A 26325-nucleotide genomic window follows, 5' to 3' on the forward strand; every position below is an offset into this window, starting at 1 on the left:
TCCGACGTCAGGCCGCGCGTCAGGTGCTGAGCATCCGACGCCAGCCTGAGTCAGGCGTCGCTGCGTACCAGTCGCCACGCGGCCGCGCCCACGGCCAGCGCGGTCCAGGCGGCGAAGACCAGGAAGCCGGGCCCAGCCGACAACGTGTGCGCGCCCTGGTGCAGAGCGAACATCGACTCACCGGCGACGCTCGGCAGGTACGGCTGGATGGCGTTGTGCCACGAAGCGGGCAGCAGCGAGATCAGCCCAGGAACCAGCATCAGCGAGGCAACCAGAACCGAGATACCACCCGCCACCGAGCGCAGCAGAGAACCCAAAGCAGCGCCGATCACGCCCACCATGCCGAGGTAGAGAGCCGCGCCCAGCAAGCTACGAACGACCCCGGAGCTAGAGATCGTCAGGGCAGCGGGAGTGCCGGTCAGGATCCCGCTGCCGATCAGGAAGGTCACGAATACACCGACCGCGGCAATCACCAGCGCGACCACACCGAACACCGCCGTCTTGGACCACAGCACCGGCAGCCGGCGCGGTACGGCGGCCAGCGTCGACCGGATCATCCCGGTGGAGTACTCGCCGGCAGTGACCAGCACACCGAGGACGCCCAGCGCCAACTGCGCAAGCGAAACACCGAACAGCGACAGGCTGAGTGCAGTGGCATCGGCGAAATCCGGATCCAGCTGCCGGCCCGACGTGACGCTGGACTTGTACCGCATGGCCGCGATGATGCCGAAGGCAACCAGGAACAACAGGCCCAACCCGAGCGTGATCCAGGTCGAGCGCAGGGACCACAGCTTCGACCACTCCGAGCGCAGCACCCGCCGCCCGGTCACCTTGTACTCCGGACGTGGCACGGCCGGAGTACTGCTCGACGGGGTCCGGGGAGAGGTGAGAACGCTCATGCGGCCGCCCTCCCGGATACCTCGGTGCTGCCGTGATACTCGACCGAATCCCTGGTCAGGTCCATGAACGCTTCCTCCAGTGAGACCGTCTTGGCGGTCAGCTCGAACAGGGCGATCCCGGCCTCGGCGGCCTTCAGCCCGATCGCGCGGGTTGTCAGGCCACTCACCTGCAGCTCCTCCGAGCCGGCCCGACCGATGATCTCGACCCCGGGACCGGCCAGCACCTCGCGCAGCCGGGCCGGGTCGTTGGTTGCCACCGTCACGCTGTCGCCGTTGGCCTGCCGGACCAACTCCTCGACGGTGGTGTCAGCCAGCAGCCGGCCGCGCCCGACGATGATCAGGTGGTCGGCGACCAGCGCCATCTCGCTCATCAGGTGCGACGAGACGAACACGGTCCGCCCGTCGTCAGCCAGACTCGTGAGCAGGTTCCGGATCCACAGCACGCCTTCCGGGTCCAGCCCGTTCACCGGCTCGTCCAGCATCAGGGTGGCCGGGTCGCCCAGCAGTGCGGCCGCGATCCCCAGACGCTGGCCCATGCCGAGGGAGAACGCGCCGGCGCGCTTCTTCGCCACCGACTGCAGACCCGTCAGCTCGATCACCTCCTCCACCCGGCGGCGCGGGATGCCATGGGTGTAGGCCTGCGCCATCAGGTGGTCGAAGGCGGAGCGTCCGGGGTGGATCGACTTCGCCTCCAGCAGTGCGCCGACCTCCTGCAGCGGCGCGGTGTGCTCGGCGTACGGGCGCCCGTTGACGGTGACCGTGCCACTGGTGGGCGCGTCCAGGCCGATGATCATTCGCATAGTGGTGGACTTGCCCGCGCCGTTGGGGCCGAGGAACCCCGTCACGGTGCCCGGTTTGACTGTGAAGTCCAGCCGGTCGACCGCTGTGGTCTCCCCGTAGCGCTTCGTCAGTTGGTGTGCCTCGATCATGCGTCGTCCCTCTATCACGGGAGCCGGGCTTCCCGGCCGCCTCACCAATCCACGCTAGGAACGCCGAAAGCCTCGATCGTGGTACCGCGGACTGATTTGTGCGGCGGTCAGTGGTACCGCGGTACCACCCGTACTACGGAACGCGCGCGGCGTCAGCTGACGGGCGACGTGGACACCGCTTCGATCCACGCGTCGGCAAGGACCCGCTGGCCGGCGTACGTCGGGTGGATGCCGTCCCAGATCCAGTGCGAGGCGGGAGCGCGGCCGGCGGCAGCATCGAGGGCCCGCTGACAGGGGACGAGCGTTGCGTCATGGGCGTCGGCGAGCTCCCGCACTACAGCGGCATAGGTCGCGACTCGGGTGGCCCAGAGCTCCCGGAGAGCAGGCTTGGGACTCGTCGGCAGGTAGAAGGGCTCGCCCAGCACGAGCCGGACCTCAGGCAGTTCGGCCCGCGTCCGCTTCAGCAGTTGGTCATACCCGGACCGAAAGTCCTGCCCGGTCGCATCGCCGGATCTGCCCTCCATCACCTCGGCAACGTCGTTGACCCCGACGAGGATGCTCAGTACGTCGGGTTGGTGGTCCAGCGCATCCCGCTCCCAGCGGGCGGCCAGCTTCGGCACCGTGTCACCGCTGATCCCGCGGTTCACGAACCGCCAGCCGCGCTGTGGATGCCGCGCGGCTGCCTCGGCCGCGATCAGGAACGGGTACGAGTGGCCGAGGATGTGGTTCGGGTCCTCGGTGGGTCCGCGCCCGCCGTGCGTGATCGAGTCGCCCTGGAAAACGACGAGGGTTCCCGCCGGGAACAGGGCGTCGCTGATGCTCAGCGCTGGCCGATGTGCTCGGAGACGGTGTCGAAGACCCGGCCGATGGCGGCGAAGTCCTCGGGGGAGGCCAGGTCGACAAAGTTCTCCCGGACACCCGCGACGTGGAACGGGGCCGCCTGCTGGAGCAGGGTGTAGCCGGCCTCGGTGAGTTCTGCCCAGACCCCGCGCTTGTCGCTCTTGCAGGAGGTACGGCGCACCAGTTCCGCGGCCTCGAGTCGTCCGACCGTGTGGGTCAGGCGGGAGCGGCTCTGGTGCAACCGGTCGGCGATCTCGGCCATCCGGAGTCGCCGGTCGGGCGCCTCGGAGAGCCGGACCAGGATCTCGTAGTCGTTGATACCCAGGCCGAACTGGCGCAGGTCGTCGTCCAGTTTCGCCATCAGGCGCGCAGTGCCCAGCAGGTACGCGCGCCACGCCACCTGCTGCTCGGCGTCCAGCCACCGGGTCCCAGTCGTCATCGTCACGCGTACAGTGTACCGGGAATGTAGTTGACTTTTAAACTGTTCTCTCCTACTGTCATGGTCCTCGGTTGAAATGTTAACTAACTTCTCGCCGATGACTGCGTCGCCCCCACAGAAAAAGCTTGAGAGGACCCCCAGATGAGCGCCACCGCAACGACCACCATTCCCGGCCTGGTCGCCGGCACCTACACCCTTGATGCAGCCCACACCGAGATCGGCTTCACCGTCCGGCACCTGATGACCAAGGTCCGCGGCACCTTCAAGGAGTTCAGCGGCGAGATCGTCGTGACGGACTCGCTGGAGGAGTCCACCGCCACCGTGACCGTCGAGCTGTCGTCGGTCGACACCCGCAGTGAGCAGCGTGACGGCCACCTGCGCTCCGGCGACTTCTTCCATGTGGAGCAGAGCCCGAAGATGACCTTCGCGAGCACCGCGCTCCGGTCCGAGGGCGACGCCTACGTGCTGGTCGGCGACCTGACCATCAAGGACGTCACCAAGCCGATCGAGTTCGCCGTCGAGTTCCTCGGCGTGGACCAGAACGCGTACGGCCAGACCATCATCGGCTTCGAGGCGACCGCCTCGATCAGCCGCAAGGACTGGGGCATCGACTTCAACGTGCCGCTCGAGGGTGGCAAGCTGCTCGTCGGTGACAAGGTCGACATCAGCCTCGACATCCAGGCCGCACTGCAGGCCTGACCGCTTCCGCAGAACGGCCCCGCGCCTCCCGTCAATCGGGATGCGCGGGGCCTTTCGGCATAGCTAGGCGGCGACCATTCGAAGGGCCAGATCCGCATACAACTGGCCGAGCTCCCTGGGCGCGGCCCGTCGTACGGGGTCGTACCAGCGGGCCACATCGATCGACAGCGACAGTACGGCGAGCGTCGTACCGTGCAGGTCGTCTACGGCGAAGGTGCCGTCGCTGACTCCATCGCCCAGCACGTTCTCGACCTTCGCGGAGATCGCCCGCCGGATCGTCGCCACCTCGGCCAGGTGCTCGGGGCTCAGCGCGGCCAGCTCGTACTGAACCACGCGCGCGATCGTGTGGTGCTCGGCGTGCCACGCGGTGAAGGCGGACACCATCCCCCGCAGCCTGTCCGCGGGGGAGTCGCCTGCATCGGCCTCGCTCAGGATCTCCAGTGCCGCGCGGTGCCCGTACAGGCTGATCTCGAACAGCAGGCGTTCCTTCGACGGGTAGTGCACGTAGAGCGCGGCCGGGCTCATCCCGGCGCGCGAGGCGATGTCGCGGGTGGTGGTCGCCTGAAAGCCCCGTTCGGCGAACGCGTCGATGGCGCCGGTGAGCAGCCGGCGGGCGGCGGCCGGCTGGACGTGCTCCCAAACCAGGGGACTGGTGATCGCGGACACGTTGACACCCTGCCCTAGATTGGCCAAGCTAAGCAAGCGCTTAGTGATCTGTCTCAGCGTCGATCAACTCGGAGGGCCAGCGATGCAGCGAATCATCTTCGGCGAGGACCACGACGCGTTCCGGGCCAGCGCCAAGGAGTACGCGGACCGCTCCCTGGTGCCGCGGATGGAGCAGTTTCTCGAGGAGAAGACAATCGACCGGGCCGCCTGGCTGGAGGCCGGCAAGCAGGGCTTCCTCGGTCTGGACGTCCCGGAGGAGTACGGCGGGTCGAGCGTCGGGGACTACCGGTTCAACGCGGTGTTCGCCGAGGAGGTCTCCAAGGTGTCCGCCTCGCTGTCGAGCTGTTTCGGCATCCACTACGACTGCTCCGCGCCGTACCTGGTCGATCTGGGCACCGAGGAGCAGAAGCAGCGGTGGCTGCCGAAGTTCTGCTCCGGCGAGTTGGTCGCCGCGATCGGGATGACCGAGCCGTCCGGCGGCTCCGACCTGGCGGCGCTGAAGACGACCGCGAAGAAGGCCGACGGCGGCTGGGTGGTGAACGGGTCGAAGACCTTCATCACCAACGGCGACATGGCCGATCTCGTCATCACCGCGGCCCGGACCGATCCGTCCAAGGGCGCGAAGGGCATCACCCTGTTCGCGATCGAGGAGGGTATGGAGGGCTTCGCCCGCGGCCGCAAGCTGGACAAGGTCGGTCAGACCGAGTCAGGTACGTCGGAACTGTTCTTCGAAGATGTGTTCGTCCCCGACGAGAACGTGCTGGGCGAGGTCGACCGCGGCTTCATTCACATGATGGAGCGGCTGGCCCAGGAGCGGGTCGGCGCGGCGGTCTCGAACGTCGCGCACGCGGTACAGATCCTGGACGAGACGATCGAGTACGTGAAGCAGCGCAAGGCTTTCGGCCAGCCGGTCGGCTCGTTCCAGTACAACAAGTTCCTGATCGCCGAGCTGGTGACCAAGGCCGAGGTGACCCAGGCGTACGTCGACAACGCGATCGTCGCGCACGACGAGGACCGGTTGTCCGCGGTCGACGCGGCGAAGGCGAAGTGGTGGAGCGCGCACGTGCAGAACGAGATCCTGGACGCGTGCGTCCAGCTGCACGGCGGCTACGGCTACATGAACGAGTACCGGGTGGCGCGTGCCTGGCGGGACGCCCGGGTGACGAAGATCTGGGCCGGTTCGAACGAGATCATGAAGGAACTCATCGGCCGCGATCTGGGCCTGTAGAAGGGGAAGAGCGCAATGCCTGAAGCAGTCATCGTCTCCACCGCGCGGTCGCCGATCGGCCGGGCCTACAAGGGTTCGCTGAAGGACATCCGGCCGGACGACCTGGCCGTCCAGATGATCAAGGCCGCCGTCGAGAAGGCGGGCCTGACCGGGGACCAGATCGAAGACCTCGCGGTCGGGTGTGCCGAGCCGCACGACGAGCACGGCGGCAACCTGGCCCGCCGGATCGCGGTCCAGCTCGGCTGGGACAACACGCCCGCCACCACGGTCAACCGGTTCTGCGCGTCCTCGACGCAGACCGCCCGGATGGCGTTCCACGCGATCAAGGCCGGCGAGGGCGACATCTTCGTCAGCGCGGGCGTCGAGTGCGTCTCGCGGTACAAGAACTTCGACTCCGCCGGGGTCGACGGCAGCTCGGTCAACCCGCTCTTCGCGGACGCGCAGCAGCGCACGCTGAAGTACGCCGAGACCAACGAGACGTGGCACGACCCGCGCGAGGACGGGCTGGTTCCGGACGTCTACATCGCGATGGGCCAGACCGCCGAGAACGTCGCCACCTCGCGCGGGATCAGCCGCGCCGACCAGGACGCGTTCGGCGTACGGTCGCAGAACCTGGCCGAGAAGGCGATCAACAACGGCTTCTTCGCGCGTGAGATCACCCCGGTGACGCTGCCCGACGGCACGGTCGTCAGCAAGGACGACGGCCCGCGCGCCGGTACCACGCTGGAGAAGGTCAGCCAGCTGCAGCCGGTGTTCCGGCCGGACGGCACGGTGACGGCCGGCAACTGCTGCCCGCTGAACGACGGTGCCGCGGCCGTGGTGATCATGAGCGACACCAAGGCCCGCGAGCTCGGCCTCACCCCGCTGGCGCGCATCGTCTCCACCGGTGTCAGCGGCCTGTCGCCGGAGATCATGGGCCTCGGTCCGGTCGAGGCGACCAAGCAGGCCCTGGCCCGCGCCGGGATGAGCATCAACGACATCGACCTGGTCGAGATCAACGAGGCGTTCGCGGTCCAGGTGATCGGCTCGGCCCGCGAGCTCGGCATCGCCGAGGACCGGCTGAACGTGCACGGCGGCGCGATCGCGCTCGGCCACCCGTTCGGTTCCACCGGCGCGCGGATCATGACCACGCTGGTGAACGGCCTGCAGTTCGAGGACAAGCAGTTCGGGCTCGAGACCATGTGCGTCGGCGGTGGCCAGGGCATGGCCGTCATCCTGGAGCGCCTCAGCTGATGAGCGTCAAAGACCGTACGGCGATCGTCACCGGCGCCTCCCGTGGCATCGGCCTGGCGATCGCCCAGCGTCTGGTGGCCGATGGCGCGCGCGTGGTGATCACCGGGCGCACGCAGGAGACCCTGGACCAGGCAGTGGAGTCGCTGGGCGGTCGGGAGAACGCCCTGGCCGTTGTGGGCAAGGCGGCGGACCCCGAGCACCGCACTAGCGTTGTCGCCGCGGCCGTAGCGACGTACGGGTCCATCGACCTGCTGGTGAACAACACGGGCATCAACCCGATCTACGGTTCGCTACTGGACGTCGACCCGGCCGTTGCCGCGAAGATGGTCGACACGAACGTGCTGGCGACCATTGCCTGGGTGAAGGCCTGCCGGGACGCCTGGATGGGCGGGCACGGTGGTGCCGTGGTCAACCTGTCGTCCGTCGCGGGCCTCGCGCCGTCACCCGGCATCGGCTGGTACGGCGCGACGAAGGCGATGCTGTCGCGGGTCACCAGTGAGCTGGCGGTGGAGCTGGCACCGACGATCCGGGTCAACGCGGTCGCACCCGCCGTGGTGAAGACCAAGTTCGCCGGTGCCCTGTACGAAGGCCGCGAGGACAAGGTGGCAGCGTCGTACCCGCTGAAGCGGCTCGGCCGGCCCGAGGACGTCGCGTCGCTCGTCTGGTTCCTGCTGTCCGACGAGGCCTCCTGGATCACCGGCCAGACCATCACCATCGACGGCGGGCTCACTCTCAACGGCGGCATCGCGGGCTGACCGCCTCTAGTCTTCCCCGGCTCCGTAGGGGCGGGTGATGATCTCGAGCATGTGGCCGTCCGGGTCCTCGAAGTACACGCCGCGGCCGCCGTCGTTGTGGTTGATCTGGTCGGGCTGCTGCTTGAACGGGTCGGCCCAGTGCGGCAGTTCGCGGGACGTGATCCGGCCGAAGATCTCGTCGAACTCCGGCTCGCTGATCAGGAACGCGTAGTGCTGCCAGGCGATCTTGCCGTCCCGCTGCTGGAAGTCGAGGCTTACGCCGTTGGAGGTCTGGACCACCTGGAAGGGGCCGTAGACCTCCGGCGCCGGCAGGCCGAGGACCTCCGACAAGAAGGTGGCCGACGCCAGCGGGTCGCGGGCAGCGACGATCGTGTGGTTGAGCTCGGCAGGCATGGTGATTCCGATGCTAACTCCGGGCCGCCGATGACAGCCAGCTGTCAATGGCCGGATCGGCTGTCTCCGGATCGGCTGTCTATGGCCGCCCAGGTACCGCTCGTGCCCGGTCAAGGTGAGGAAGCAAAGCAGCGCCGCCTACTCCCGCGCCCCAGAGCACGGCCGCCCACGACCAGGCCGTGCTGAAGCCGCCTGCCGTCCCTTGGTGTGCGGCGGAAACGATGCCCAGGTACATCGCCGCCACCGCCACTCCGCCCGCGCCGAGCAAGAACTGCCGCGGCCACCACGCGGCGAGGGCGGTCAGGGCGACCAGTGCCAGCGCCAGCGCACCCTGGATCGAGTAGTGGTCGACGCCATTGGTGATGTCGCTGTCCGGGCGGTTCTCGCGATCCGCTGCGAACATCTCGAAGGCGTACGCGATCCATGGTCCGAAGCCCAGCACAGCGAGCACCGTGAGTGGAACGGAGCGTCGTGGCGGTCCGAGTCCGCTCCAGGAGCGCGCCGAGCGAGCGAGCACGATGGACGCGATCTGGACGGCAAGGACGGCTGCGTGAGCTGCTGCCTGCCAGTTCAGTGACAGCGCGGCCGCAATGGCGACCAGGAGGCAGACGACAGTCAGTTGCAGAATCGCGGGGGTGCTGTCAGGGGTGCGGGCCAGGGCGACGAACGGCGCAGCGACGAGGGCGCCGAACAGCAGGCCCCAGCCGGCTTCCAGCATCACCGGCCAGGACGAACTCCAGGTGACTGTCAGGTCGATGATGGCGAAGCCCGGCAGCAGCCATAGCAGCGCATAGAAGATGGCGAGCGAGCGCGCAATGGTTTGGCGACTGTTGCTCACGTCCCCCAGCATGCGTACTCGCCGACCACCCGGCAAGAGTCGGCAGACCCTACTCGGCTGAGGAGAGGGTGAGGGTGCGAAGGCGGGTGATGGCGAGGGTCAGGCCGACCGCGGTGACCGCGACCAGGAGGATGAGGCCGATGGGGAGCTTGACCGCGGACTCCACGTGCGGCGCGTTCGACAGCTTCTCGATCAGGGCCAGCGTCCACTGCTGAACCGACAGCACCCGGGCACCGTCGACGTACTGGCCTATCACGCCTTCCCAGAGCAAGGCGTAGAAGAGGCCGATCGTGACCGCGTTCCCGGAGATCACCGAGAGGGCGATGAAGATCGCGCTGTAGGCGATCCCGGCCACCAACGAACCGATGCCGAAGGCAACAGCCGTGCCCGGGTCGGAGTGGTCGAGCACCAGCCCGGACAACACCATCGGAACCGCGCCGAGGACGAGGATCACGCCGATCGCGACTGCCGCCTTGGTCAGGATGATCGCGGACCTCTTGATCGGTTTGCTGAGCAGATAGACGATCGAGCCGTCGTCGATCTCGGTCGCGATCGCCCCGGTCGCGGCAATCAGTGACACCAGCGGCACGATCACCGCGAGGCCGAACTGCTGCAGCAATGCCGCACTGAAGTCGGACGTGTCGTCAACGGTCAAGGCCAGCAGCACGCACAACGCGAACAGCACGGCCGGCAGGATGAAGAGCAGCAATCCGCGCCGATGCCCGAAGAGCGTGGCCAGCGTCAGCCTGGCGATCGTGCGTACCATCAGCGCCTCCCGACGAGGTAGGAGAAGACGCTCTCGAGGGACTCGTCGGTCGGTGCGACCTCCAGCAGCCGGATCCCGAGCTCACGGGCCAAGGAAGGAACCAGCCGGCTGAAGCGTTCGAAGTCGATCACCTGCACCTGCAGAGCGGACCCGTCGAGGTCGACGCCCGAAGTACAGGGGTCTGAGATCAGGGCGGAAGCCAGTCGGCGGTCGTCGCTGGAGCGCAGCCGGTAGAGCACCGGGCGGTCGGTCATCAGCGTGCGGATCGCGCGGTAGTCGCCCGAGGCGGCGTGCCGGCCGGACACCACCACCTCGATGTGGGTCGCGACCTGCTGCACCTCCTCCAGGATGTGCGAGCTGAACAGCACGGTCCGGCCGTCCGCGCCCATCTTCCGGAGCAGGTCCATCAGGTGCAGCCGCTGTCGCGGGTCCATCCCGTTGAACGGCTCGTCCAGCAGCAGCACCGACGGCTCATGCACGAGCGCCGCGGCCATCTTGATCCGCTGCTTCATGCCTTTGGAGTACGTCGAGATGCGGCGCCCGGCTGATTCCTCCATCGCGACGGTGGCGATCGCGGCCGCCGCGGCGTGTCCTGGGCTCGGCAGTCCTTGCAGTTCTGCGTTCGCCACCACGAACTGGCGGCCGGTCAACGTGTCGTACACGGCTTCCGTCTCCGGGACCAGCCCGATCTGCCGGTAGGCGCCCTCGTTGCGCCAGACCGGGACCCCGTCGAGCGTGACGGCTCCGACCGAGGGCGGCAGGAATCCGGCCATCATCGTGATCAGGGTGGACTTGCCGGCTCCGTTCGGGCCGAGGAGACCGGTGACACCCGGGCCGATCGTCATCGAGACGTCGTTGACCGCGACCACGTTGCCGTACCAGCGGGAGACCTTCTCGATCCGGATCACGCTCATCCGCGCGCCACCTTCGCGTAGCGCGCGTTGACGCCCCAGACGCAGACCGCGACGAGGAGAACGTAGACCGCGGCGAACACCAGCCCCTGCTGGGTCGTAGGCGTCCAGTCGCCGCCACTGTGCAGCAGGAACCGCTGCAGCACGTCCACGAGAGTGAACGGTGAGCCGAGGTTGGCATAGCGGGCGGCGGTGCTGGTCATGGTCTGGTTGCTGTCCAGGATCGCGACAGTGGTGACCACAGCGGTGAAGGACACGATCAGTACTGCGATGATCGCGGCGACGGCGAATCCCCGGCGCGGGGTGGCCGCGGCGATCAACCCGCCGATGGCGGCCAGCAGGATCGCCAGCAGCAGGGCGGCTGCCAACCCGGTGAGGAACTGTTTGCTCATGGCAACGAAGTTGTACTTCGCCAGCAGCGCCCCGACATACAGGATGAACAGCGGTACGCCGGTCAGGATCATCAGGGCGCCGACCAGCGCGGTGAGCTTCGCCAGCGCATAGTCGGTCCGCCGCGGTGGCCGCGCGAGGTAGAGCACGATCGAGCGGTAGCGCAGGTCGCGGGAGAACAGTTGCGGCGCCTGCGAGGCGAGGTACAGCGCGATCACCGGCTGCAGCAGGAAGAGGTATTCGACCGGCTTGATCGGTGGTTTGTCGAACTGCATGGCGGTCTCGATGCCGACGATGACCGCCACCGGGACGACCATCACCGCCAGCAGCAGGATCGGCATCACCTTCGACTTGCCGGACCGGCCGAGGCCGTAGGCGTGCCGCAGGCTGCTCGCCATCAGCGCCCGGGTGATCGCGAACCGGCCGAGCCGGGGCCCGTCGTAGTGCCGGTAACCGATGTCGTGGATGACACCTGCGCCGGGCGGGCGCAACTGGTCAGACACTGAAGACCTCTTCCAGCCGGTGTCGGTGCGGCTCCACCCGGACCAGCCCGAGCCCGAGCTCGGCAACGGTGTCGCGGACCAGGTCATAGGTCTCGTCGCCGGTGATCTCGACCAGCACCAGCGGCCCGTCGGGTCTGGCTCTCGCGCCCGACCGGGTCAGTGCAGCGCCCAGCCGGTCGCGTCCGCTCAGGTCGCGGACCTCGACGGCCAGTACGCCGGTCTCGCCTGTCAGCGCCGCCTTCGACTCCGAACGGAGCAGACGTCCGCCGTCCAGCACGACGATGTGGTCGCAGACGTGTTCCAGCTCGCCCAGCAGGTGCGAGGTGATCAGGACGGGGATGCCGAACTCGGTGCCGATCCGGCGGACCAGCGCGAGCATCTCGTCACGGCCGGCGGGATCCAGACCATTCGTCGGCTCGTCCAGGAGAACCAGCTTCGGGTCGTGCGTCAGTGCCTGGGCCAGCTTGACCCGCTGCTTCATGCCGGTGGAGTAGCCGCCCATCGGGCGGTAGCGAGCTTCGTCCAGGCCGACGTGCCGCAGTACGTCGGCGGCTCGTTCGCGGGCCGCGGTCGCGGGCAGTCCCGACATCTGGCCGAGGTGCACGACGAACTCGGTCGCGGACACGTCGGGCGGCAGACAATCGTGCTCGGGCATGTAGCCGACGAGGGCCCGGACCGCCTCGCCGCCGGTGACCACGTCGTGTCCCAGCACGATGGCACTTCCGGCGGTCGGGGCGATCAGTCCGAGCAAGATCTTCAGCAGGGTCGACTTGCCGGCACCATTGGCTCCGACCAGTCCGGTCACGCCGGACCCCACCTCGACGGTCAGCTCGTCCAGGGCCGTCACACGCGGGTATCGCTTCGTCAGCGATGCGGTCGCGATCACGGGCACCGGCCAACCTTAAGGCCCACCAGCCTCCCGACAGAATCACAGCGACCGCACAGCTGTTGCGATCACGTCCCAACTCTCGGCCCGGCTTCTTTCATGGCGACTTCCGCACACTTTCAACCGCGCGGATTATTGCGTGGCGACGGCGGTCGGCCGGCCGTTATCGTCCGCAGCATGGAGATCAGGCCGGCGGTACCCGATGACGCCGAGGCCGTCGCCGCCGTGCGCCGCGAGACCTTCCGCTACAAGGTGCTCTCGCCTGCGGCCGCCCGGTACATGATCAGCGTGCACTCCCCGGGAGAGCGGTTCCTCGGGCTGGTTGCGGAGGATGACGGCAAGGTTGTCGGCTGGGGATCGGCCGGTCTGAACGTGTGGACCAGTGATCAGGGGCAGGCCGGCATCTCGCTCTACGTGCACCCCGAGCATCGCCGGCGGGGCATCGGGGGAGCGCTCTCCGATCGGTTGCACCAGCGCCTGCAGGAGATCGGCGCCGTCCGGGTGCGGACCTTCGTTCAGCCCGAGGGGCTCGACTTCGCCAAGCGCCGTGGGTACGACGGGTCGCGGCTGATGCACTACTCGGGACTGGACCCGCGGGTGCTCCCGGACCAGCCGGCCACGCCCGAGGGAATCGAGCTGGTCACGCTGGACCAGCTGCAACCACGCCAGCTCTATCTCGCCGACTCGGTGGCGTCGCTGGACGAGCCGAGTGACTCGCCGCTGGACGCGATGGACTACGACGAGTGGTTGCAGGAGATCTGGAACGCGCCGGGACCCGACAGGTCACTCGGTGTCGCCGGGATGGCCGGGGACGAGGTCGCGTGTTTCACCGCGATCGAGACCGACGGCGACCGCGCGTGGTCCGGGATGACCGGAACGATCCCCGCGTACCGCGGCAGAGGCCTCGCCAAGCTGGTGAAATCCGTGGCTCTGCGGCGCTGCGCGGAGGCCGGCATCACCAGCGCGTTCACGTCGAACGATGATGAGAACGGTCCGATGCTTGCCGTCAACAACTGGCTCGGTTACCGCCGCGTCCAGACCGAGACGGGCCTCTTGCGCACGTTGTGAGGGGCTGGCCCGGAGCCACACCGATGTGGTCAGCTTGACCTGACATTGCCCCTGGCAAGGGTTATGTTCCCCAGAACTCGGTGAAGGAGTTCCCATGGAGATCAGGCCTGCCGACCTGAACGATGCCGAGGGCGCTGTCGCCCTGTACGACGGCGTCGCGCCGTACCTCGTCGTCACCACCACTCAACTACGCAGCCGTCTGGGCACAGCCGCCAAACCGGGCGAAGGCACCTTCGCCGCGGTCGATAACGGCGAGGTGGTCGGCTGGGCCAGCGCCGGGCTGATCCCGGGCTCCGATCCGCTCGACGGCCAGTTCCGGGTGCTCGTGCACCCGGACCACCGGGGCAAGGGCATCGGGACGAAGTTGCTGGAAGCCGTCCACGAGGACCTGCGGTCGGCGGGAGCGACCAGCGCGCGAGTCTTCGCCGAACCCTCCACTGCCGACTGGGCGGCGCGGTGGGGTTACGTCCAGACCCGGCTGGTGCACTACGCGGGGATCGACCCGAGCCGGGCGCCCGCGATTCCTCCGGTGCCGCACTGGCTTCGGCTCGTACCGCTGGACGAGCTGGATCCGCGAGCCGTCTACGCCGCGGACGACGTTGCCCAGCGCACCAAACCGGGCGACGCCAAGATCACCTCACGGCCCTACGAGGACTGGCTCTCCGGCGTCTGGGAGTCGCCCGGTCTGGTGCTGGACCTGAGCGTCGCGGCCGTGGACGACGACCGGGTGGTCGGGTTCACGCTGGGTAACGGGGACCACCACAAGATCTGGTCGCAGATGACCGCGACGATGCCGGAACACCGCGGCCGCGGTATCGCCAAGCTGGTGAAATGCGCCGCCCTGCACCTGGCCGCGGACGCCGGGGTGAAGGGCGCGTACACCGCGAACTACGACGGCAACGAGCCGATGCTCGCCGTCAACACCTGGCTCGGCTATCACCGCACCGCCACCCACGCCGTACTCATCTGCCCGCTCTGAACGCTTACGTCCGAGGAACCGGGGGTCCTGCCCAACGGTTGTTCGGACGCAAGGGGATCAACGCACCAGCAGTACTACGGTTTCGGCTACGCAGGCGGGTTTGGTGGAGTTCTCGAGCTCGATGACCCACTGGAGGGAGACCTGGACGCCGGCCGGGGTTTCCTGGGCGCCGGCGATCGACGCGCCGGCACGGACCCGGCTGCCCACCGGGACCGGGGCGGGGAAGCGGACCTTGTTGACGCCGTAGTTCAGCTTCGCCGTGACGCCGTTCACCGAGAACAGCTCCTCGCCGAACCGGGCGATCAGGCTCAGCGTGAGGTAGCCGTGCGCGATCGTCCCGCCGTACGGGCCTTTGGTCGCGCGGTCGACGTCGACGTGGATCCACTGGTGGTCCCCGGTCGCCTCGGCGAACTGGTTCACCTGCTCCTGGGTGATCTCGAGCCACTCGGTCTCACCCAGCTGGGTGCCGACCGCATGGACGACCTCGTCGACCCCGGTGAAGGTTTGCGCCATGTCTCCTCTTGAAGAGTTGTTGCGTCCGAACACCCGCGGGGCAGGCCCCGCACCTCTTCGGACGCAAGGGTCAGTTGCGGGGGCCGCCGGCGACGTACAGGACCTGGCCGGAGACGAAGCCGGCCTCCTCGCTGCAGAAGAACGACGCGGCGGCGGCGATGTCCGCCGGCTTGCCGGTGCGGTTGACCGGGATGGTCGCGGCGGTGGCCTTCTTGAACTCCTCGAAGTCGACGCCGACCCGGGCCGCGGTGGCCGCCGTCATGTCGGTCTCGATGAAACCCGGCGCGATCGCGTTCGAGGTGACGCCGAACTTGCCCAGCTCGATCGCCAGCGTCTTGGCCAGGCCCTGCAGACCGGCCTTCGCGGAGGCGTAGTTGGCCTGGCCCCGGTTGCCCAGCGCCGAGGTGGACGACATGAACACCAGTCGCCCGTAGCCCGCGTCGACCATGTGCGCCTGGCAGGCCTTCGACATCAGGAAGCTGCCGCGCAGGTGCACCGACATCACGGTGTCCCAGTCGTCCTCGGACATCTTGAAGAGCAGGTTGTCGCGCAGTACGCCGGCGTTGTTGACCAGGATCGTCGGCGCGCCGAGCTCGGCGACCACCCGCTCGACCGCGGCGGCGACCTGGTCGGACTTGCTCACGTCGCAACCGACCGCGACAGCCTTGCCGCCCGCGGCGGCGATCGCCTCGACGGTGCCCGCGCAGGCCGCCTCGTCCAGGTCGAGGACCGCGACCGCGTTCCCGTCGGCGGCCAGCCGCTGCGCCACGGCCGCGCCGATTCCCCGGGCTGCCCCGGTCACGATCGCCACCCGCTGCTGGTCGCTCATCCGCCGAACTCCTTCACTAGCTGTCATGGTCCGGGATGCACATTACCCACGCCTGCCCCGCCGGCGCTGTGGCCCGGATGGGATGATCGCCGTGTGCATGATCACAGCGATGATCCCAGCGCTGATCCCAGCGATGATCACCGGGAGACTCGCCGGGAGGCTCACAACCGACACGTCTATCACTGCCCGCTCCGCTGGGGTGACATGGACGCGCTCGGTCACGTGAACAACGGCCGGTACGTCGACTACCTGCAGGACGCCCGGGTGGATTTCCTGTTCCGGACCGCCAAGGAGTTGGGCGCGGACGACCTGGAGACGGGCCTGCTCGTCGCCCGGCACGAGGTGCAGTACCGCGCGCCGCTGGTCTTCCGGCCCGAGCCGGTCCGGATCGAGCTGTGGATCAGTGAGATCAGGGCGGCGTCGTTCACCGTCGACTACGAGATCCTCGACATCGAACCGCGCCGCACGTACGTCGAGGCGCGGACCCGGCTGGTTCCGTTCGACTTCGCCGCCGACCGGTTGCGCCGGATCAGCCCGGTCGAGCGCGAGGCGCTGTCGAAGTTGGTGGGATCGTGACCTTCACCCATCCCGTGCTCGTCCGCTGGTCGGACATCGACTCCTACGACCACGTGAACAACGTCCGGTACTTCGACTACCTGCAGGAGGCCCGGATCCTGTTCCTGACCGAGGTGGTCGGCACCGAGTCTCGCGACTACTTCAGCGACTTCCCTTGCGTGCTGGTCAGCCAGACCGTGGACTACCTGCGCCCGATCCTGCTGCGGCATCCCCCGTACGACGTCGACGTCTGGGTCGAGGCGGTCGGCACCACCTCGTACACGCTGGGTTCGCGCATCGTCGATCGCGGCGGCGACGCCGATATCGTCTACGCGAAGGCGGTGTCCGTGATCGTCGCGGTGGACGGCGAGACACAGGCCAAGCGGCCGCTGAGCCAGACCGAGCGGGATGCCCTCGTCCGGCACGTTTCGGCGACTTGAGAGACTGGTGAGCGATGAGTGAGCCACAGAGTTTCTACGACGCCGTAGGCGGGGCCGAGACGTTCCACCGGCTGATCGCGGCGTTCTACCGCGGCGTGGCCGCCGACCCGGAACTGCGCGCGCTGTACCCCGAGGAGGATCTCGGGCCGGCCGAGGTGCGCTTCCGGATGTTCCTCGAGCAGTACTGGGGCGGCCCGCGGACCTATTCGGAGCAGCGCGGTCACCCGAGGCTGCGGATGCGCCACATGCCGTTTGCCGTCACTCCGCGCGCACGGGACCGCTGGCTGGGACACATGCGCGACGCACTGGACGAGATCAAGCTGGACCCCGACCGGGACCAGGAGATCTGGACGTACATGGTCGCGGCCGCGCACAGCATGGTCAACACCGATGAACCGCAGTACCCGGGCGCGATCGACGTGTCCGGCAACTGAACTCACAGGGAGACACAACGAGCATGGCCGCTATCCGTACTGCCAAGGCCCACTGGGAAGGTTCACTGCTGGAGGGGGCCGGTCAGGTCAACCTCGAATCGTCGGGCCTCGGCACCTTCGACGTGACCTGGGCTGCGCGCTCCCAGGACAAAGCCAACGGCAAGACCAGCCCGGAGGAGCTGATCGCGGCCGCTCACTCGACCTGCTTCTCGATGGCGTTGTCGAACGCGCTGGCCGGCGCCGACCACGCGCCGGAGGCGATCGACACCACCGCCGACGTGACGTTCGTGCCGGGTCAGGGCATCACCGGCATCAAGCTGTCGGTGACCGGCAAGGTCCCCGGCCTGACCGCGGACGAGTTCGCCCAGTTCGCCGAGGACGCCAAGAAGAACTGTCCGGTGTCCCAGGCCCTGACCGGCACCACGATCACCCTGGACGTCAACTTCACCGCCTGACAGCGTCCCGCAGTACTGCGAACCGGCGCCGGCCTCCTCCCACAGCGGGGGAGTCCGGCGCCTTCGTCATTCCTTGCGGCCCTGGCCCTCGGCGGCGTGGTCCTGCTCGGCGGCCTCGGTGGCGCTGCCGACGCCGCTGGACGACGAAACGGGGGCTGCGGGGTCGCGGGTGGTGAGGTTGCCGATGCGGAGCACCTCGCCGTTGCGGACGTACCAGGTGGTGCCGTCCTCGCCGCGCAGCTGGGTGACCCGCAGGCCGACCGCCTCGACCACGCCGGTGGCCTTCTCCATGTCGATCAGGTCGCCAACGCCGTACTGGTCCTCGAAGATCATGAAGATCCCGGCCAGGAAGTCCTTCACCAGCGTCTGGGCGCCGAAGCCGAGCGCCACGCCGATGATGCTCGCCGAGGCGATCACCGGCAGGATGTTGAAGCCGAGTTCGGCCAGCACCATCACCACGAGGACGGCGGACAGGATGATCGTGACCGTGCTGGACAACAGCGAGGCGATGGTCTCCGCGCGCTGGGTCCGGCGCTCGCTCATCAGTGTCTGCTCGACGAACTCCTGACCGCGCTTCGACCTCGACAGCACGCTGGACTTCGCCAGCACGCCGGCCACGGCGCCGTTGCCGGTGCGGCGGGCGAACCGGCGGATCGCCTTGTGCAGCAGCCAGCGGAGCACAAAGAATGCGACCACCAGCCCGAGGATCCGGGCCGGGACCACAATGATCTGGTCGGTCACCTCCAGCTTGCCGTCATTGCCGATCCGGAAGAACGTCGGGAGGCCCTGCGACACGAAAAACGGGGGGTGACTGATCAAGGACACGGGGTAACTGAGCAGAATAGGCATCTCGCCGTCCTACTGTAGTGAACGCCACCGAACTCATCACCGCCAGGATGGGCGCAGTCTTGACCCGCGTCGTTGGAGGAGGAGAGACGGTCATGCCGAGCCGGCTGGATGACGAGCTGCGCAGGCTGGTGAGCGCGGGAGTGCTTCGCCAGTACCAGGCCGACGCCCTGCGCTCCGCCGCCGCTGCCGACGCCGCTCAGCCCACGCCGACTCCGTACGGCTCCTCTCCCTACGGCTCCCCTCAGCACGGCTCGGGCGCCCCTGCACCGGCCGTGACCGAGCCGCCCGGTCCGAAAACGCCGCGGACGCCGCCGACCGCGACTCATTCCTCGGCGTTGATGGAGGTGCTCGGCTACATCGGCGGCGCACTCCTGCTGGGCGCCGTGGCGCTTCTCACAATCGCGAACTGGGGCGAGATGGGCAGGGCTGCCCGGATCACCACCGGTGGAAGTGCGGCCGTCATCCTGCTCGGCGCCGCGGTGGTCCTCGCGCTGCTGCGCCGCCAGGAACAGCTGAGCTCGGCGCTGGCCTCGCTCGGCTGCTGCGTCGCCGGTTTCGCCACGTACGTCGCTGTCGAGGGCATAGCAGGTCGGGTGGCCGGGGTGGGGGTAGCGCTGGTTCTGGCGATCCTCGGTGTGTGGTGGCTGGCGGGATCATCGTTGCTAGTGGCAACGTTCGCGATCCTGGCCGTCGGCGTCCTGGTGCTCACCGCGGACGTGCTCACACCCGAGGACGGCACCGCTACGAACACCGCCGGACTGGCAGCGACCGGGTTCATCCTGGTGGCGTTCGTGATGGCGATGCTGGGGTTGGTCCGCGATCAGGTGACCGCCTGGTCACTCGCCGGCGCCGCCATGTTCAGCTCGTCCATCTGCTGGCTCGTGCAGGAGCGCGGCGAGGTGATGGCGCTCGCCGTCGGTACTGCGGGGCCGGCCGCGCTGCTGGTCGCCTACAGCCGCCGCCACCACTCGGCGTACGCGGTGGTCGGTTGCTCGATCCTGCTCGTCATCTGGCCCATCGCCCTCTATCAGCTGACCGACAACCTGGCCGGTGTGGCGATCGGCCTGGTCACAGCCAGCGCGGCTCTGCTGCTGGCCGTTCTCCTGCTGGGTCGCCGCCAGCGGCGAACCACTGAGGCCTGAGACGCGCGCGGCATTGGGCTGGTTGGCCCTGGATGCGGCAGACTCGCTCGCGTGACTGCTCCCACTGCGGCCCTTGTCGAGCTAGCCGTTGCGCATGGAGTGGCGACCGAGTACTGGGACTGGCAGGGCAAGCACGTGCAGGTCTCCAGCGAGGTGGTGGCCGCTGTCCTCGCCGCGCTCGGGGTCGACGCCTCCACGCCCGCCCGGGCCGCCGATGCCCTGGCGGAGCACCGCCAGGCCCGCTGGCGCCGGGTGCTCCCTGCCACTGTCGTCATGCGCGCGGGCTGGACGCCGTGGTTCGCAGTACACCTGCCGCACGGTTCCGCTGCCGAGGTCTGGCTGGATCTGGAGGATGGCGGCCAGCGCCGGGACATCCCGCAGCAGAACAAGTGGGTCGAGCCCGAGTGGATCGACGGCATACAGGTCGGTGAGGCGACTTACCAACTGCCAGGGGACCTGCCGCTGGGCTATCACCGGCTGTGTGCGCGGATCGGCACCAACCCGGAGATCTCCGTCGGCACGGTGATCGTCACCCCGCAGAAGCTGGAGCCGCAGAACCTGCGGCGGACCTGGGGCTGGGTCCTGCAGCTGTACTCCGTTCGCTCGCGCCGCTCCTGGGGGATCGGCGACCTGCACGACCTTGCGGATCTGGCCGCCTGGTCCGCCAATGACCTCGGCGCCGGGTTCGTCCTGGTGAACCCGCTGCACGCCGCGGAGACCGCCGGGCGGATGGAACCCTCGCCGTACCTGCCGGCTTCTCGTCGTTTCGGGAACCCGCTGTACCTGCGGATCGAGGACATCGAGGAGTACGGCGACCTCGCCCCGGCCGAGCGTGATCGGGTGCGAACGCTGTCCCTGCAGACCCGGGCATTGAGCGAGGACGCGACCGCGCTGGACCGGGACACCGTGTGGGCCGCCAAGCGGGAGGCCCTGCAGTTGCTCTTCGGCGTCCGCCCGTCCATCGGACGGATCGCGGAGTACGGCGCGTACTGCGACCGCGAGGGGCAGGGGCTGACCGACTTCGCCACCTGGGCGGCGATCTCCGACCTGCACGGTCCAGAGTGGAGCAAGTGGCCCGAAGAGCTGCGCGACCCCTCATCCGGGCCGGTTGTTGCCTTCCGCAACGAAAACCCGGACGCGGTGGAGTTCCACTGCTGGCTGCAGTGGCAGCTCGACGAGCAGTTGGCGCGGACCCAGGCGCGGGCCAAGAGCGCGGGCATGTCGCTGGGCATCCTGCATGACCTCGCGGTCGGGGTGCACCCGGACGGCGCGGACGCCTGGGCGCTGCAGCGGGTGCTGGCCGCCGGGATCCACGTGGGTGCGCCGCCGGATGCGTTCAACCAGCAGGGGCAGGACTGGTCCCAGCCACCGTGGCGGCCGGATGCGTTGGCCGATGCCGGCTACGCGCCGTGGCGTGACCTCGTGCGCGGGGTGATCCGGCACGGCGGAGGGCTGCGGATCGACCACATCCTGGGGATGTTCCGGCTCTGGTGGGTGACCTCCACGGAGTCCCCGACCGAGGGCACGTATGTCCGGTACGACCATGAGGCGCTGATCGGCATCCTCGTGCTCGAGGCAACCCGCGCCGGCATCGTCGTGGTGGGGGAGGACCTGGGCACGGTCGAGCCGTGGGTGCGGGACTACCTCAAGGAGCGCGGCGTGCTCGGCACTTCGGTGCTCTGGTTCGAGCGCGACGCCGACGGCAGGCCGCTGCCACCCGAGAGATGGCGGGAGCTCTGCCTGGCCACGGTGACGACGCACGACCTGCCTCCGACCGCGGGATACCTGGCGGGCGACCACGTGGACCTGCGGGATCGCCTGGGCCTGCTGACCCGGCCAGTGGCTGAGGAACTCGCTGTCGATGAAGCAGAGCGGGATTCCTGGCTCAACGCGCTGCGTGAGCGACACCTGTTGGGCAACGCCGACGGGGATGTCGAGCGCATCGTCGAAGCCCTGCACCGCTATGTGGCACACACCCCGGCGAAGCTGGTCGGAGTCGCCTTGACCGACGCGGTGGGCGAACGTCGTACCCAGAACCAGCCCGGGACCACCGACGAATATCCGAACTGGCGGATCCCGCTCGGCGGACCGGACGGCCTGCCGATCCTGATCGAGGATCTGCCGAACAACCAACGCCTTCGAAGGCTCATCGGCACGCTCTCGATCTAGCTTTCTGTAAACATCTGCTCACAACCGGTTGACAATAGATTCGAACGGTTGTTATCTATTGCACGAAGGTGCCTTCCTTTCCCCACCGCCCCCCTTGTCCGGGAATCAGAAGGAGTGTCCGCATGGTGCGAGCACGCAAGTTCAGCATGGCCGGAATCGCCGTCGGTGCACTCGCGCTGACGGTCTCGACCTCGATCCCGCTGGCCTACGGTCACGGGTACACGACCGCGTCGATCAGTCGCGCCAAGCACTGCGCGAACGGCACCGTGCAGAACTGTGGCCAGATCCAGTGGGAGCCGCAGAGCACCGAGGGCCCGAAGGGGTTCCCTGGTGCCGGCCCGGCCGACGGCAAGCTTTGTTCTGCCGGCCTGTCCCAGTTCGCCCAGTTGGACGACCAACGCGGCGGCGCCTGGCCGACCACGCAGTTGACCTCCGGCGCGAACTACACGTTCAGCTGGCACTTGACCGCGGCGCACGCGACTACGGACTTCAAGTACTACATCACCAAGCAGGGCTGGAATCAGAACGCCCCGCTGACCCGCTCGGCGCTCGAGTTGACGCCGTTCCTGACCGTGCCGATGAACGGCGGCCGCCCCGCCGGCGACATCTCCCACACCGGTCGCGTTCCGACCCGGACTGGGCGGCACATGATCCTAGCCGTCTGGACCATCGCGGACACGGCGAACGCCTTCTACCAATGCTCGGACGTGCGTTTCTGATTCCAGTGCGCACCGACCGAGCATTCGTGGTCGGGGAGCCGGGCCGACTGCCCTCGGCCCGGCTCCCGTAGTTCTTTTTCTCCCTCAGTGCACGTTTCGTCAATAACTTCCCTGGGAATGGCACTTCTTGAAACCTTCCGCCCCGAGTTTCAAGGAGTGTCCCCATGAAATCTCTTGTCCGCCGCGTCGCCGTCCCGCTGGTCGCCGTGATCGTCGGGTTGCTGCCCGGCGTGATCGCGGTCGAGCAGGCGTCCGCCGTCACCAAGATGACCCACTCGCAGGCGACCGCGATCTTCCAGGCGGCCGGCATCACCTGGTCGTCCAGCGGCAACTGCTCCGACTGGAACGTCTCCACCTGCACGTCGTTCACCAACATCAACGACAGCACCGTGTACGGCGTACGGACCCTCAAGCAGGCGAGCGGTTGCGCCGTGAACATCACCGGCGGCACCGAGGTGGGTCACGCCAGCGGCACTTACAGCCATCGCAACGGCTACAAGGTCGACATCTCGAAGTACACCTGCGTCGGCAACTACATCCACAACAACTTCACCCGCATCGCCAACCGCGGCGACGGAGCGGCCCAGTGGCAGGCCGCCTCCGGCAACATCTACGCCGACGAAGGCAGCCACTGGGACATCACCTACTACAACTGCGGCGGCTGCTGACCCAACCGCTCACCGCGCCCGCCCCGGGACCAGTTCCTGGGGCGGGCGCGGTACGTGCGGCCAGCCGCGCGCTCCTCGGGTCTTTCGGGGAGGGCCTCTAACCAGCTCCAACCACGAACTCGCTACCGAGGGAGAACCCGCCAGCGGACCGAGGTACCGACTACCGGCCCGGATCCCGGGCGTACGTCAGTTGGCAGGCAGGGCGTCTCGGGCAGCGCCGGTTGTGCTGCGGAAGTCCTCGGGCGGCGAGTCGCCGTGGCGGTGGACTATGCGCCAGACGCCGTCCTCGCGGCGATACACGTGGGTGACCCGCAGAGAGTACGTTCTGGGGACACCTTCCACGGAGGCGGTCGTATGCTCGAAGCCGACCGTGTAGGCGAGGTCGCCACTAACCCCCGCAGCGACGAGCTCGAACTCGTAGGACGTGCAGTGGGAGAACCATGACGCGACCATGCCGAACGTGCGCTCAAGGTCGGGCCAGCCGGTTTCGCAGGGCACCACGGCTCCGAACAGGCTCACCGGATCATTGCGGGACCACAGGGCCAGCCTCGGTGCGACATCGCCGTCGTGGATAGCCCTCTCCGCCGCGACCTGTGACGGCAACATCTGATCCAGGAACAGCTCCAGTTCGGTCATGACGAGCTCCTTCCACCACTACGGTCTTCGCCAGTGTGCGCGTCGTGGCGTCCCGGAGAGATGGAACCGGTACCCGTGGTCGCCGGGAAACTGCCCGGGACGAACGGGAAGACCTGCTGCCGACCGGAATGCAGGGGACCGCGACTGGGCTCGTCGGCGTACCGGATAGGCTTCGGATCGTGATCTCTCAGCTCTCCGGCCACACCTTGCTGGTGTTCGTCGGCATCCCCGCTCTGGTTGTCGCGGTGGTGGCGCTGCTCGTCTTCGCGTCCTCGATCGCGAGCGGCCCGCGCTATCGTCCGGGCCTGTCCTGGTGGGCTCCGCCGGTCTGGATCGGCGGCCCGAGCAACACCAAGCCGGACCCGGCCAAGCTGCCCGAGCTCCCGGCCGGCAAGACCCCCGCGACCGCCGGCACCGGCGTCGCCCGCACGACCGGAGGCGCAAGTGCCAGCTGGTGACGCATTCACCCCCGACCAGCTCTACGACATCGAGAAAGCGGTCCGGCACGCCGAAGAAGCATCCGGCCTGCACTTCTCGGTGTACGTCGGTGGCGCTGACGAGGAGACCCGCCCCTTCGCGCTCGAGTTGCTGAACGAGCTGGACGACCCGGACCACAGTGTCCTCGTGTACGTCGACCCGGCCGGCCGCCGCCTGGAGATCGTCACCGGCGCAGACGCCAGGCGCCAGCTCACGGACACGGCCGCAGGTCTCGCCGCCCTCACCATGCAGACGTCCTTCGCGGCAGGCGACCTCACCGGCGGTCTCGTCACCGGCGTCCAGCAACTAGGCGAGCACGCCCACCAGGCCCCCCTTCTCCACGCCAACGAACCCCACAAGCAGTAAGTCGCCCCGCCTTCGCCCACCCACGCCGGGCTCGCCTTGGGCTGCGCCAGGCCGAGCTTGCGGACGGGCTACCCACTGAGATTGCGGGTTGCCGCATCAAACTCGTGGGGGGCAACCCACCATTTCAGTGCGTAACCCCCTGCCTGCCGCTGCCGCAACGCGATGGACCGCGAGTACGGCGGAACCGGGCGGATGAGCTGAGGAGGATCCAGGGGGCCGCGGCCACCTGCAGCCGGCGTATGGGCGTACCGCGCGTACCGGCGTACGGAGAGGCGGTAGAAATGCGCGGGGGAGTGTCGGTGTGGGAGGTGCAGGGGCGTGAGGTTGGAGCCTGCGCGGGTTGAGGTCGACGAACTCGTGTTGCGGCCGTTCGTCGCGGAGGATGAAGCCGCGGTGGCGGTGGCGATGGGGGATCCGGACGTTCTGCGGTGGACCGCGGGCAATGCCGTCATCCGGACGCCGGCGGAGAAGCGGGCGTCGAAGTGGCTCGAGTCTCGGATCGACGGGTGGGCCCGTGGGAACGCGGTGTTCGCTGTCGCGGATGCCGCCACGGATCAGGTGCTCGGGTCGGTGACGCTTCGCGACGTGAACCGGGTGCCGGATCAGGCGGTGGTCGGGTACTGGGTCAGTCCGGCGGCGCGAGGGCGGGGGGTTGCTGCTCGCGCGCTGGATGCAACGGCGCGATGGGCGTTCACGCCGACGGCCCAAGGTGGACTCGGGCTGCACAGGTTGTCGCTGGATCATGCCTTGGTGAACGAGGCGTCATGCCGGGTCGCGACGCGGGCCGGGTTCCTGCTGGAAGGGACCATGCGGGACTACTTCGTCGAACTCGACGGCGGGCGGCACGACTCGCATCTGCACGCGAGGCTCGCGAGCGACAGGCCGTAGAACTCAACCTCAGGCGCGGGCCGTGGCGGGCTCGTAGGTGGGGCAGACCGGTTGGCGGCCGTAGGCCTTCTGGGTCTTGGGGGACGAGCACACGTCGATGGCCGCGGCTGACGACGAGGTCGGGCCGAGGTACACGATCCAGGTGGCGAGGATCGGTTCGAGGCTGCTGTTCGCCAACCCGGGGTACTGCCCGTTCGCCAGCATCGCCTTCGCGGGAACGCCCGCGGCGATCAGCTTGGCGGCCAGGTTCTTGGCGAGTACGCCGGCATCCATGCCCACGTCCGCCGGGTAGGTGTCGAGCACGGCGATCCACTGGCCGCGCCGGAAGGTGGGCGACTCGGGTCCGGTGTTCGGCGTCGCCGGTGTGGCCGGCTTGGCGGCATTCGGGTTGCGGTCGGCTTTGCTCGCATCGACCGACGGCGCGGGGTTCTCGCTCGGGGCCACCGACGGCGTGGTCACCTGCGGCAAGCCTTCGGTGCGCAGGCGGTCGTCGGTCGTCGGGGTCGAGTTGCCGTTGGTGAGGATGAACGCGAAGGCGGCCACCATCGCGGCGCTCGCGACGACGGCGGCACCGATGGCGCTGTGCGATCTGTTGGGTTTCTTCCTGGCGGCCCGGCCGGGCGGCTTCCGGTGATCCAGGTGTGTCACGACAAAGGCCCTCCCCGGCTTCCCTTTGGCATCGATATCCCGGTCAGCTTAATGCCCGTCAAGCGAATAAGTGAGTACTCCTCAGGCGCCAGAAATCTCCTTGCCAGGCAGGGAT

Annotated in this window: 33 protein-coding genes; 17 read left to right on the forward strand and 16 right to left on the reverse strand. The window is 68.3% G+C overall.

The genetic code is table 11. The annotated features are described in order from the left end of the window. Nucleotides 1–50: 50 nt before the first annotated feature. The 4 genes from ABD210_RS05665 to ABD210_RS05680 all read right to left on the reverse strand — a co-directional run bounded on the left by ABD210_RS05665 (nucleotide 51) and on the right by ABD210_RS05680 (nucleotide 3107). A complete protein-coding gene (locus ABD210_RS05665) occupies nucleotides 51–899 on the reverse strand; it encodes a hypothetical protein (protein WP_344109540.1) in 849 nt (282 codons plus the stop codon). Further along, nucleotides 896–1828, reverse strand: coding sequence for an ABC transporter ATP-binding protein (locus ABD210_RS05670; RefSeq protein ID WP_344109542.1), 933 nt, complete (start codon nucleotides 1826–1828; stop codon nucleotides 896–898). The genes ABD210_RS05665 and ABD210_RS05670 overlap by 4 nt, the downstream gene beginning before the upstream one ends. Before the next feature lie 152 nt (nucleotides 1829–1980). Further along, nucleotides 1981–2652 (reverse strand): SGNH/GDSL hydrolase family protein, encoded by a 672-nt coding sequence (locus tag ABD210_RS05675; protein WP_344109903.1) that lies wholly within the window; start codon nucleotides 2650–2652, stop codon nucleotides 1981–1983. Further along, nucleotides 2649–3107 (reverse strand): MarR family winged helix-turn-helix transcriptional regulator, encoded by a 459-nt coding sequence (locus tag ABD210_RS05680; RefSeq protein WP_344109905.1) that lies wholly within the window; start codon nucleotides 3105–3107, stop codon nucleotides 2649–2651. Before ABD210_RS05680 ends, ABD210_RS05675 begins: the two co-directional genes overlap by 4 nt. Nucleotides 3108–3248: 141 nt before the next feature. Here ABD210_RS05680 and ABD210_RS05685 point away from each other — a divergent pair, with 141 nt between their 5' ends. Next, nucleotides 3249–3806, forward strand: a complete 558-nt coding sequence (locus ABD210_RS05685; RefSeq protein ID WP_344109545.1) for a YceI family protein — start codon at nucleotides 3249–3251, stop codon at nucleotides 3804–3806. 63 nt (nucleotides 3807–3869) lie between these two features. On the opposite strand, the gene ABD210_RS05690 is transcribed toward ABD210_RS05685, so the two are convergent. Further along, on the reverse strand, nucleotides 3870–4472 hold the full coding sequence (locus ABD210_RS05690; protein ID WP_344109548.1) for a TetR/AcrR family transcriptional regulator: 603 nt from the start codon (nucleotides 4470–4472) through the stop codon (nucleotides 3870–3872). A gap of 82 nt (nucleotides 4473–4554) precedes the next feature. Here ABD210_RS05690 and ABD210_RS05695 point away from each other — a divergent pair, with 82 nt between their 5' ends. Genes ABD210_RS05695 through ABD210_RS05705 form a run of 3 tightly spaced genes read left to right on the forward strand, consistent with a single transcriptional unit; the run spans nucleotide 4555 to nucleotide 7688 of the window. Further along, complete coding sequence (locus ABD210_RS05695; protein ID WP_344109550.1) at nucleotides 4555–5700, forward strand: acyl-CoA dehydrogenase family protein; 1146 nt, start codon at nucleotides 4555–4557, stop codon at nucleotides 5698–5700. A gap of 15 nt (nucleotides 5701–5715) precedes the next feature. Next, on the forward strand, nucleotides 5716–6933 hold the full coding sequence (locus ABD210_RS05700) for an acetyl-CoA C-acetyltransferase (RefSeq protein ID WP_344109552.1): 1218 nt from the start codon (nucleotides 5716–5718) through the stop codon (nucleotides 6931–6933). Beyond that, nucleotides 6933–7688 (forward strand): SDR family oxidoreductase, encoded by a 756-nt coding sequence (locus tag ABD210_RS05705; protein ID WP_344109555.1) that lies wholly within the window; start codon nucleotides 6933–6935, stop codon nucleotides 7686–7688. Before ABD210_RS05700 ends, ABD210_RS05705 begins: the two co-directional genes overlap by 1 nt. A gap of 6 nt (nucleotides 7689–7694) precedes the next feature. On the opposite strand, the gene ABD210_RS05710 is transcribed toward ABD210_RS05705, so the two are convergent. The 6 genes from ABD210_RS05710 to ABD210_RS05735 form a co-directional block, all read right to left on the reverse strand. After that, entirely contained in the window at nucleotides 7695–8081 is a 387-nt protein-coding gene (locus ABD210_RS05710) for a VOC family protein (protein ID WP_344109557.1), read from the reverse strand. Nucleotides 8082–8160: 79 nt separating this feature from the next. Continuing rightward, on the reverse strand, nucleotides 8161–8919 hold the full coding sequence (locus ABD210_RS05715) for a hypothetical protein (protein WP_344109559.1): 759 nt from the start codon (nucleotides 8917–8919) through the stop codon (nucleotides 8161–8163). A gap of 49 nt (nucleotides 8920–8968) precedes the next feature. Then, nucleotides 8969–9685 (reverse strand): ABC transporter permease, encoded by a 717-nt coding sequence (locus ABD210_RS05720; RefSeq protein ID WP_344109561.1) that lies wholly within the window; start codon nucleotides 9683–9685, stop codon nucleotides 8969–8971. Continuing rightward, on the reverse strand, nucleotides 9685–10599 hold the full coding sequence (locus ABD210_RS05725) for an ABC transporter ATP-binding protein (protein WP_344109563.1): 915 nt from the start codon (nucleotides 10597–10599) through the stop codon (nucleotides 9685–9687). The genes ABD210_RS05720 and ABD210_RS05725 overlap by 1 nt, the downstream gene beginning before the upstream one ends. Beyond that, nucleotides 10596–11489 carry an ABC transporter permease gene (locus ABD210_RS05730; protein ID WP_344109565.1) on the reverse strand — a complete coding sequence of 298 codons (894 nt, stop codon included), beginning with the start codon at nucleotides 11487–11489 and terminating at the stop codon, nucleotides 10596–10598. The genes ABD210_RS05725 and ABD210_RS05730 overlap by 4 nt, the downstream gene beginning before the upstream one ends. Further along, nucleotides 11482–12381, reverse strand: a complete 900-nt coding sequence (locus tag ABD210_RS05735) for an ABC transporter ATP-binding protein (RefSeq protein WP_344109567.1) — start codon at nucleotides 12379–12381, stop codon at nucleotides 11482–11484. The genes ABD210_RS05730 and ABD210_RS05735 overlap by 8 nt, the downstream gene beginning before the upstream one ends. Nucleotides 12382–12552: 171 nt before the next feature. Here ABD210_RS05735 and ABD210_RS05740 point away from each other — a divergent pair, with 171 nt between their 5' ends. Next, on the forward strand, nucleotides 12553–13443 hold the full coding sequence (locus ABD210_RS05740) for a GNAT family N-acetyltransferase (RefSeq protein ID WP_344109570.1): 891 nt from the start codon (nucleotides 12553–12555) through the stop codon (nucleotides 13441–13443). A gap of 94 nt (nucleotides 13444–13537) precedes the next feature. After that, complete coding sequence (locus ABD210_RS05745) at nucleotides 13538–14422, forward strand: GNAT family N-acetyltransferase (protein ID WP_344109572.1); 885 nt, start codon at nucleotides 13538–13540, stop codon at nucleotides 14420–14422. Nucleotides 14423–14479: 57 nt separating this feature from the next. Here the strand turns inward: ABD210_RS05745 and ABD210_RS05750 are convergent, their stop codons facing one another. Together ABD210_RS05750 and fabG are read right to left on the reverse strand one after the other, a co-directional pair. Beyond that, entirely contained in the window at nucleotides 14480–14935 is a 456-nt protein-coding gene (locus ABD210_RS05750) for a MaoC family dehydratase (RefSeq protein ID WP_344109574.1), read from the reverse strand. A gap of 70 nt (nucleotides 14936–15005) precedes the next feature. Next, a complete protein-coding gene (fabG, locus tag ABD210_RS05755; protein WP_344109576.1) occupies nucleotides 15006–15764 on the reverse strand; it encodes a 3-oxoacyl-ACP reductase FabG in 759 nt (252 codons plus the stop codon). Between the two features lie 93 nt (nucleotides 15765–15857). Here fabG and ABD210_RS05760 point away from each other — a divergent pair, with 93 nt between their 5' ends. The 4 genes from ABD210_RS05760 to ABD210_RS05775 are packed head-to-tail and all read left to right on the forward strand — an operon-like array spanning nucleotide 15858 to nucleotide 17648. Beyond that, nucleotides 15858–16340, forward strand: coding sequence for an acyl-CoA thioesterase (locus ABD210_RS05760; RefSeq protein ID WP_344109579.1), 483 nt, complete (start codon nucleotides 15858–15860; stop codon nucleotides 16338–16340). Further along, nucleotides 16337–16759, forward strand: coding sequence for an acyl-CoA thioesterase (locus tag ABD210_RS05765; RefSeq protein ID WP_344109581.1), 423 nt, complete (start codon nucleotides 16337–16339; stop codon nucleotides 16757–16759). Before ABD210_RS05760 ends, ABD210_RS05765 begins: the two co-directional genes overlap by 4 nt. 14 nt (nucleotides 16760–16773) lie before the next feature. Further along, nucleotides 16774–17193, forward strand: coding sequence for a globin (locus ABD210_RS05770; RefSeq protein ID WP_344109583.1), 420 nt, complete (start codon nucleotides 16774–16776; stop codon nucleotides 17191–17193). Between the two features lie 23 nt (nucleotides 17194–17216). Next, the gene (locus tag ABD210_RS05775) at nucleotides 17217–17648 is read left to right on the forward strand and encodes an OsmC family peroxiredoxin (RefSeq protein WP_344109585.1); all 432 of its coding nucleotides are present in this window, start codon (nucleotides 17217–17219) and stop codon (nucleotides 17646–17648) included. Nucleotides 17649–17714: 66 nt separating this feature from the next. Here ABD210_RS05775 and ABD210_RS05780 read toward each other — a convergent pair whose 3' ends face one another. Further along, nucleotides 17715–18497 (reverse strand): mechanosensitive ion channel family protein, encoded by a 783-nt coding sequence (locus ABD210_RS05780; RefSeq protein ID WP_344109587.1) that lies wholly within the window; start codon nucleotides 18495–18497, stop codon nucleotides 17715–17717. Between the two features lie 92 nt (nucleotides 18498–18589). On the opposite strand from ABD210_RS05780, the gene ABD210_RS05785 reads away from it, so the two are divergent. From ABD210_RS05785 to ABD210_RS05800, 4 genes are all read left to right on the forward strand, one after another. Next, entirely contained in the window at nucleotides 18590–19639 is a 1050-nt protein-coding gene (locus ABD210_RS05785; protein WP_344109589.1) for a hypothetical protein, read from the forward strand. Between the two features lie 51 nt (nucleotides 19640–19690). Continuing rightward, a complete protein-coding gene (malQ, locus tag ABD210_RS05790; protein WP_344109591.1) occupies nucleotides 19691–21808 on the forward strand; it encodes a 4-alpha-glucanotransferase in 2118 nt (705 codons plus the stop codon). A 122-nt stretch (nucleotides 21809–21930) separates the two neighbouring features. Continuing rightward, entirely contained in the window at nucleotides 21931–22527 is a 597-nt protein-coding gene (locus ABD210_RS05795) for a lytic polysaccharide monooxygenase auxiliary activity family 9 protein (protein ID WP_344109593.1), read from the forward strand. A gap of 164 nt (nucleotides 22528–22691) precedes the next feature. Beyond that, on the forward strand, nucleotides 22692–23195 hold the full coding sequence (locus tag ABD210_RS05800; RefSeq protein WP_344109595.1) for a hypothetical protein: 504 nt from the start codon (nucleotides 22692–22694) through the stop codon (nucleotides 23193–23195). Between the two features lie 186 nt (nucleotides 23196–23381). Here the strand turns inward: ABD210_RS05800 and ABD210_RS05805 are convergent, their stop codons facing one another. Then, nucleotides 23382–23831, reverse strand: a complete 450-nt coding sequence (locus ABD210_RS05805; RefSeq protein ID WP_344109597.1) for a YybH family protein — start codon at nucleotides 23829–23831, stop codon at nucleotides 23382–23384. A gap of 179 nt (nucleotides 23832–24010) precedes the next feature. On the opposite strand from ABD210_RS05805, the gene ctaJ reads away from it, so the two are divergent. The 3 genes from ctaJ (at nucleotide 24011) to ABD210_RS05820 (ending at nucleotide 25562) form a co-directional block, all read left to right on the forward strand. Next, entirely contained in the window at nucleotides 24011–24289 is a 279-nt protein-coding gene (gene ctaJ / locus ABD210_RS05810; protein ID WP_344109600.1) for an aa3-type cytochrome oxidase subunit CtaJ, read from the forward strand. Next, nucleotides 24276–24674 carry a DUF5130 family protein gene (locus ABD210_RS05815; RefSeq protein WP_344109602.1) on the forward strand — a complete coding sequence of 133 codons (399 nt, stop codon included), beginning with the start codon at nucleotides 24276–24278 and terminating at the stop codon, nucleotides 24672–24674. The genes ctaJ and ABD210_RS05815 overlap by 14 nt, the downstream gene beginning before the upstream one ends. 318 nt (nucleotides 24675–24992) lie before the next feature. Further along, nucleotides 24993–25562 carry a GNAT family N-acetyltransferase gene (locus ABD210_RS05820; RefSeq protein ID WP_344109604.1) on the forward strand — a complete coding sequence of 190 codons (570 nt, stop codon included), beginning with the start codon at nucleotides 24993–24995 and terminating at the stop codon, nucleotides 25560–25562. Nucleotides 25563–25571: 9 nt separating this feature from the next. On the opposite strand, the gene ABD210_RS05825 is transcribed toward ABD210_RS05820, so the two are convergent. Next, nucleotides 25572–26210, reverse strand: a complete 639-nt coding sequence (locus ABD210_RS05825) for a hypothetical protein (protein ID WP_344109606.1) — start codon at nucleotides 26208–26210, stop codon at nucleotides 25572–25574. Between the last annotated feature and the right edge of the window lie 115 nt (nucleotides 26211–26325).

This window comes from Kribbella alba (assembly GCF_039529635.1).
Taxonomy (GTDB): Bacteria; Actinomycetota; Actinomycetes; order Propionibacteriales; family Kribbellaceae; genus Kribbella; species Kribbella alba.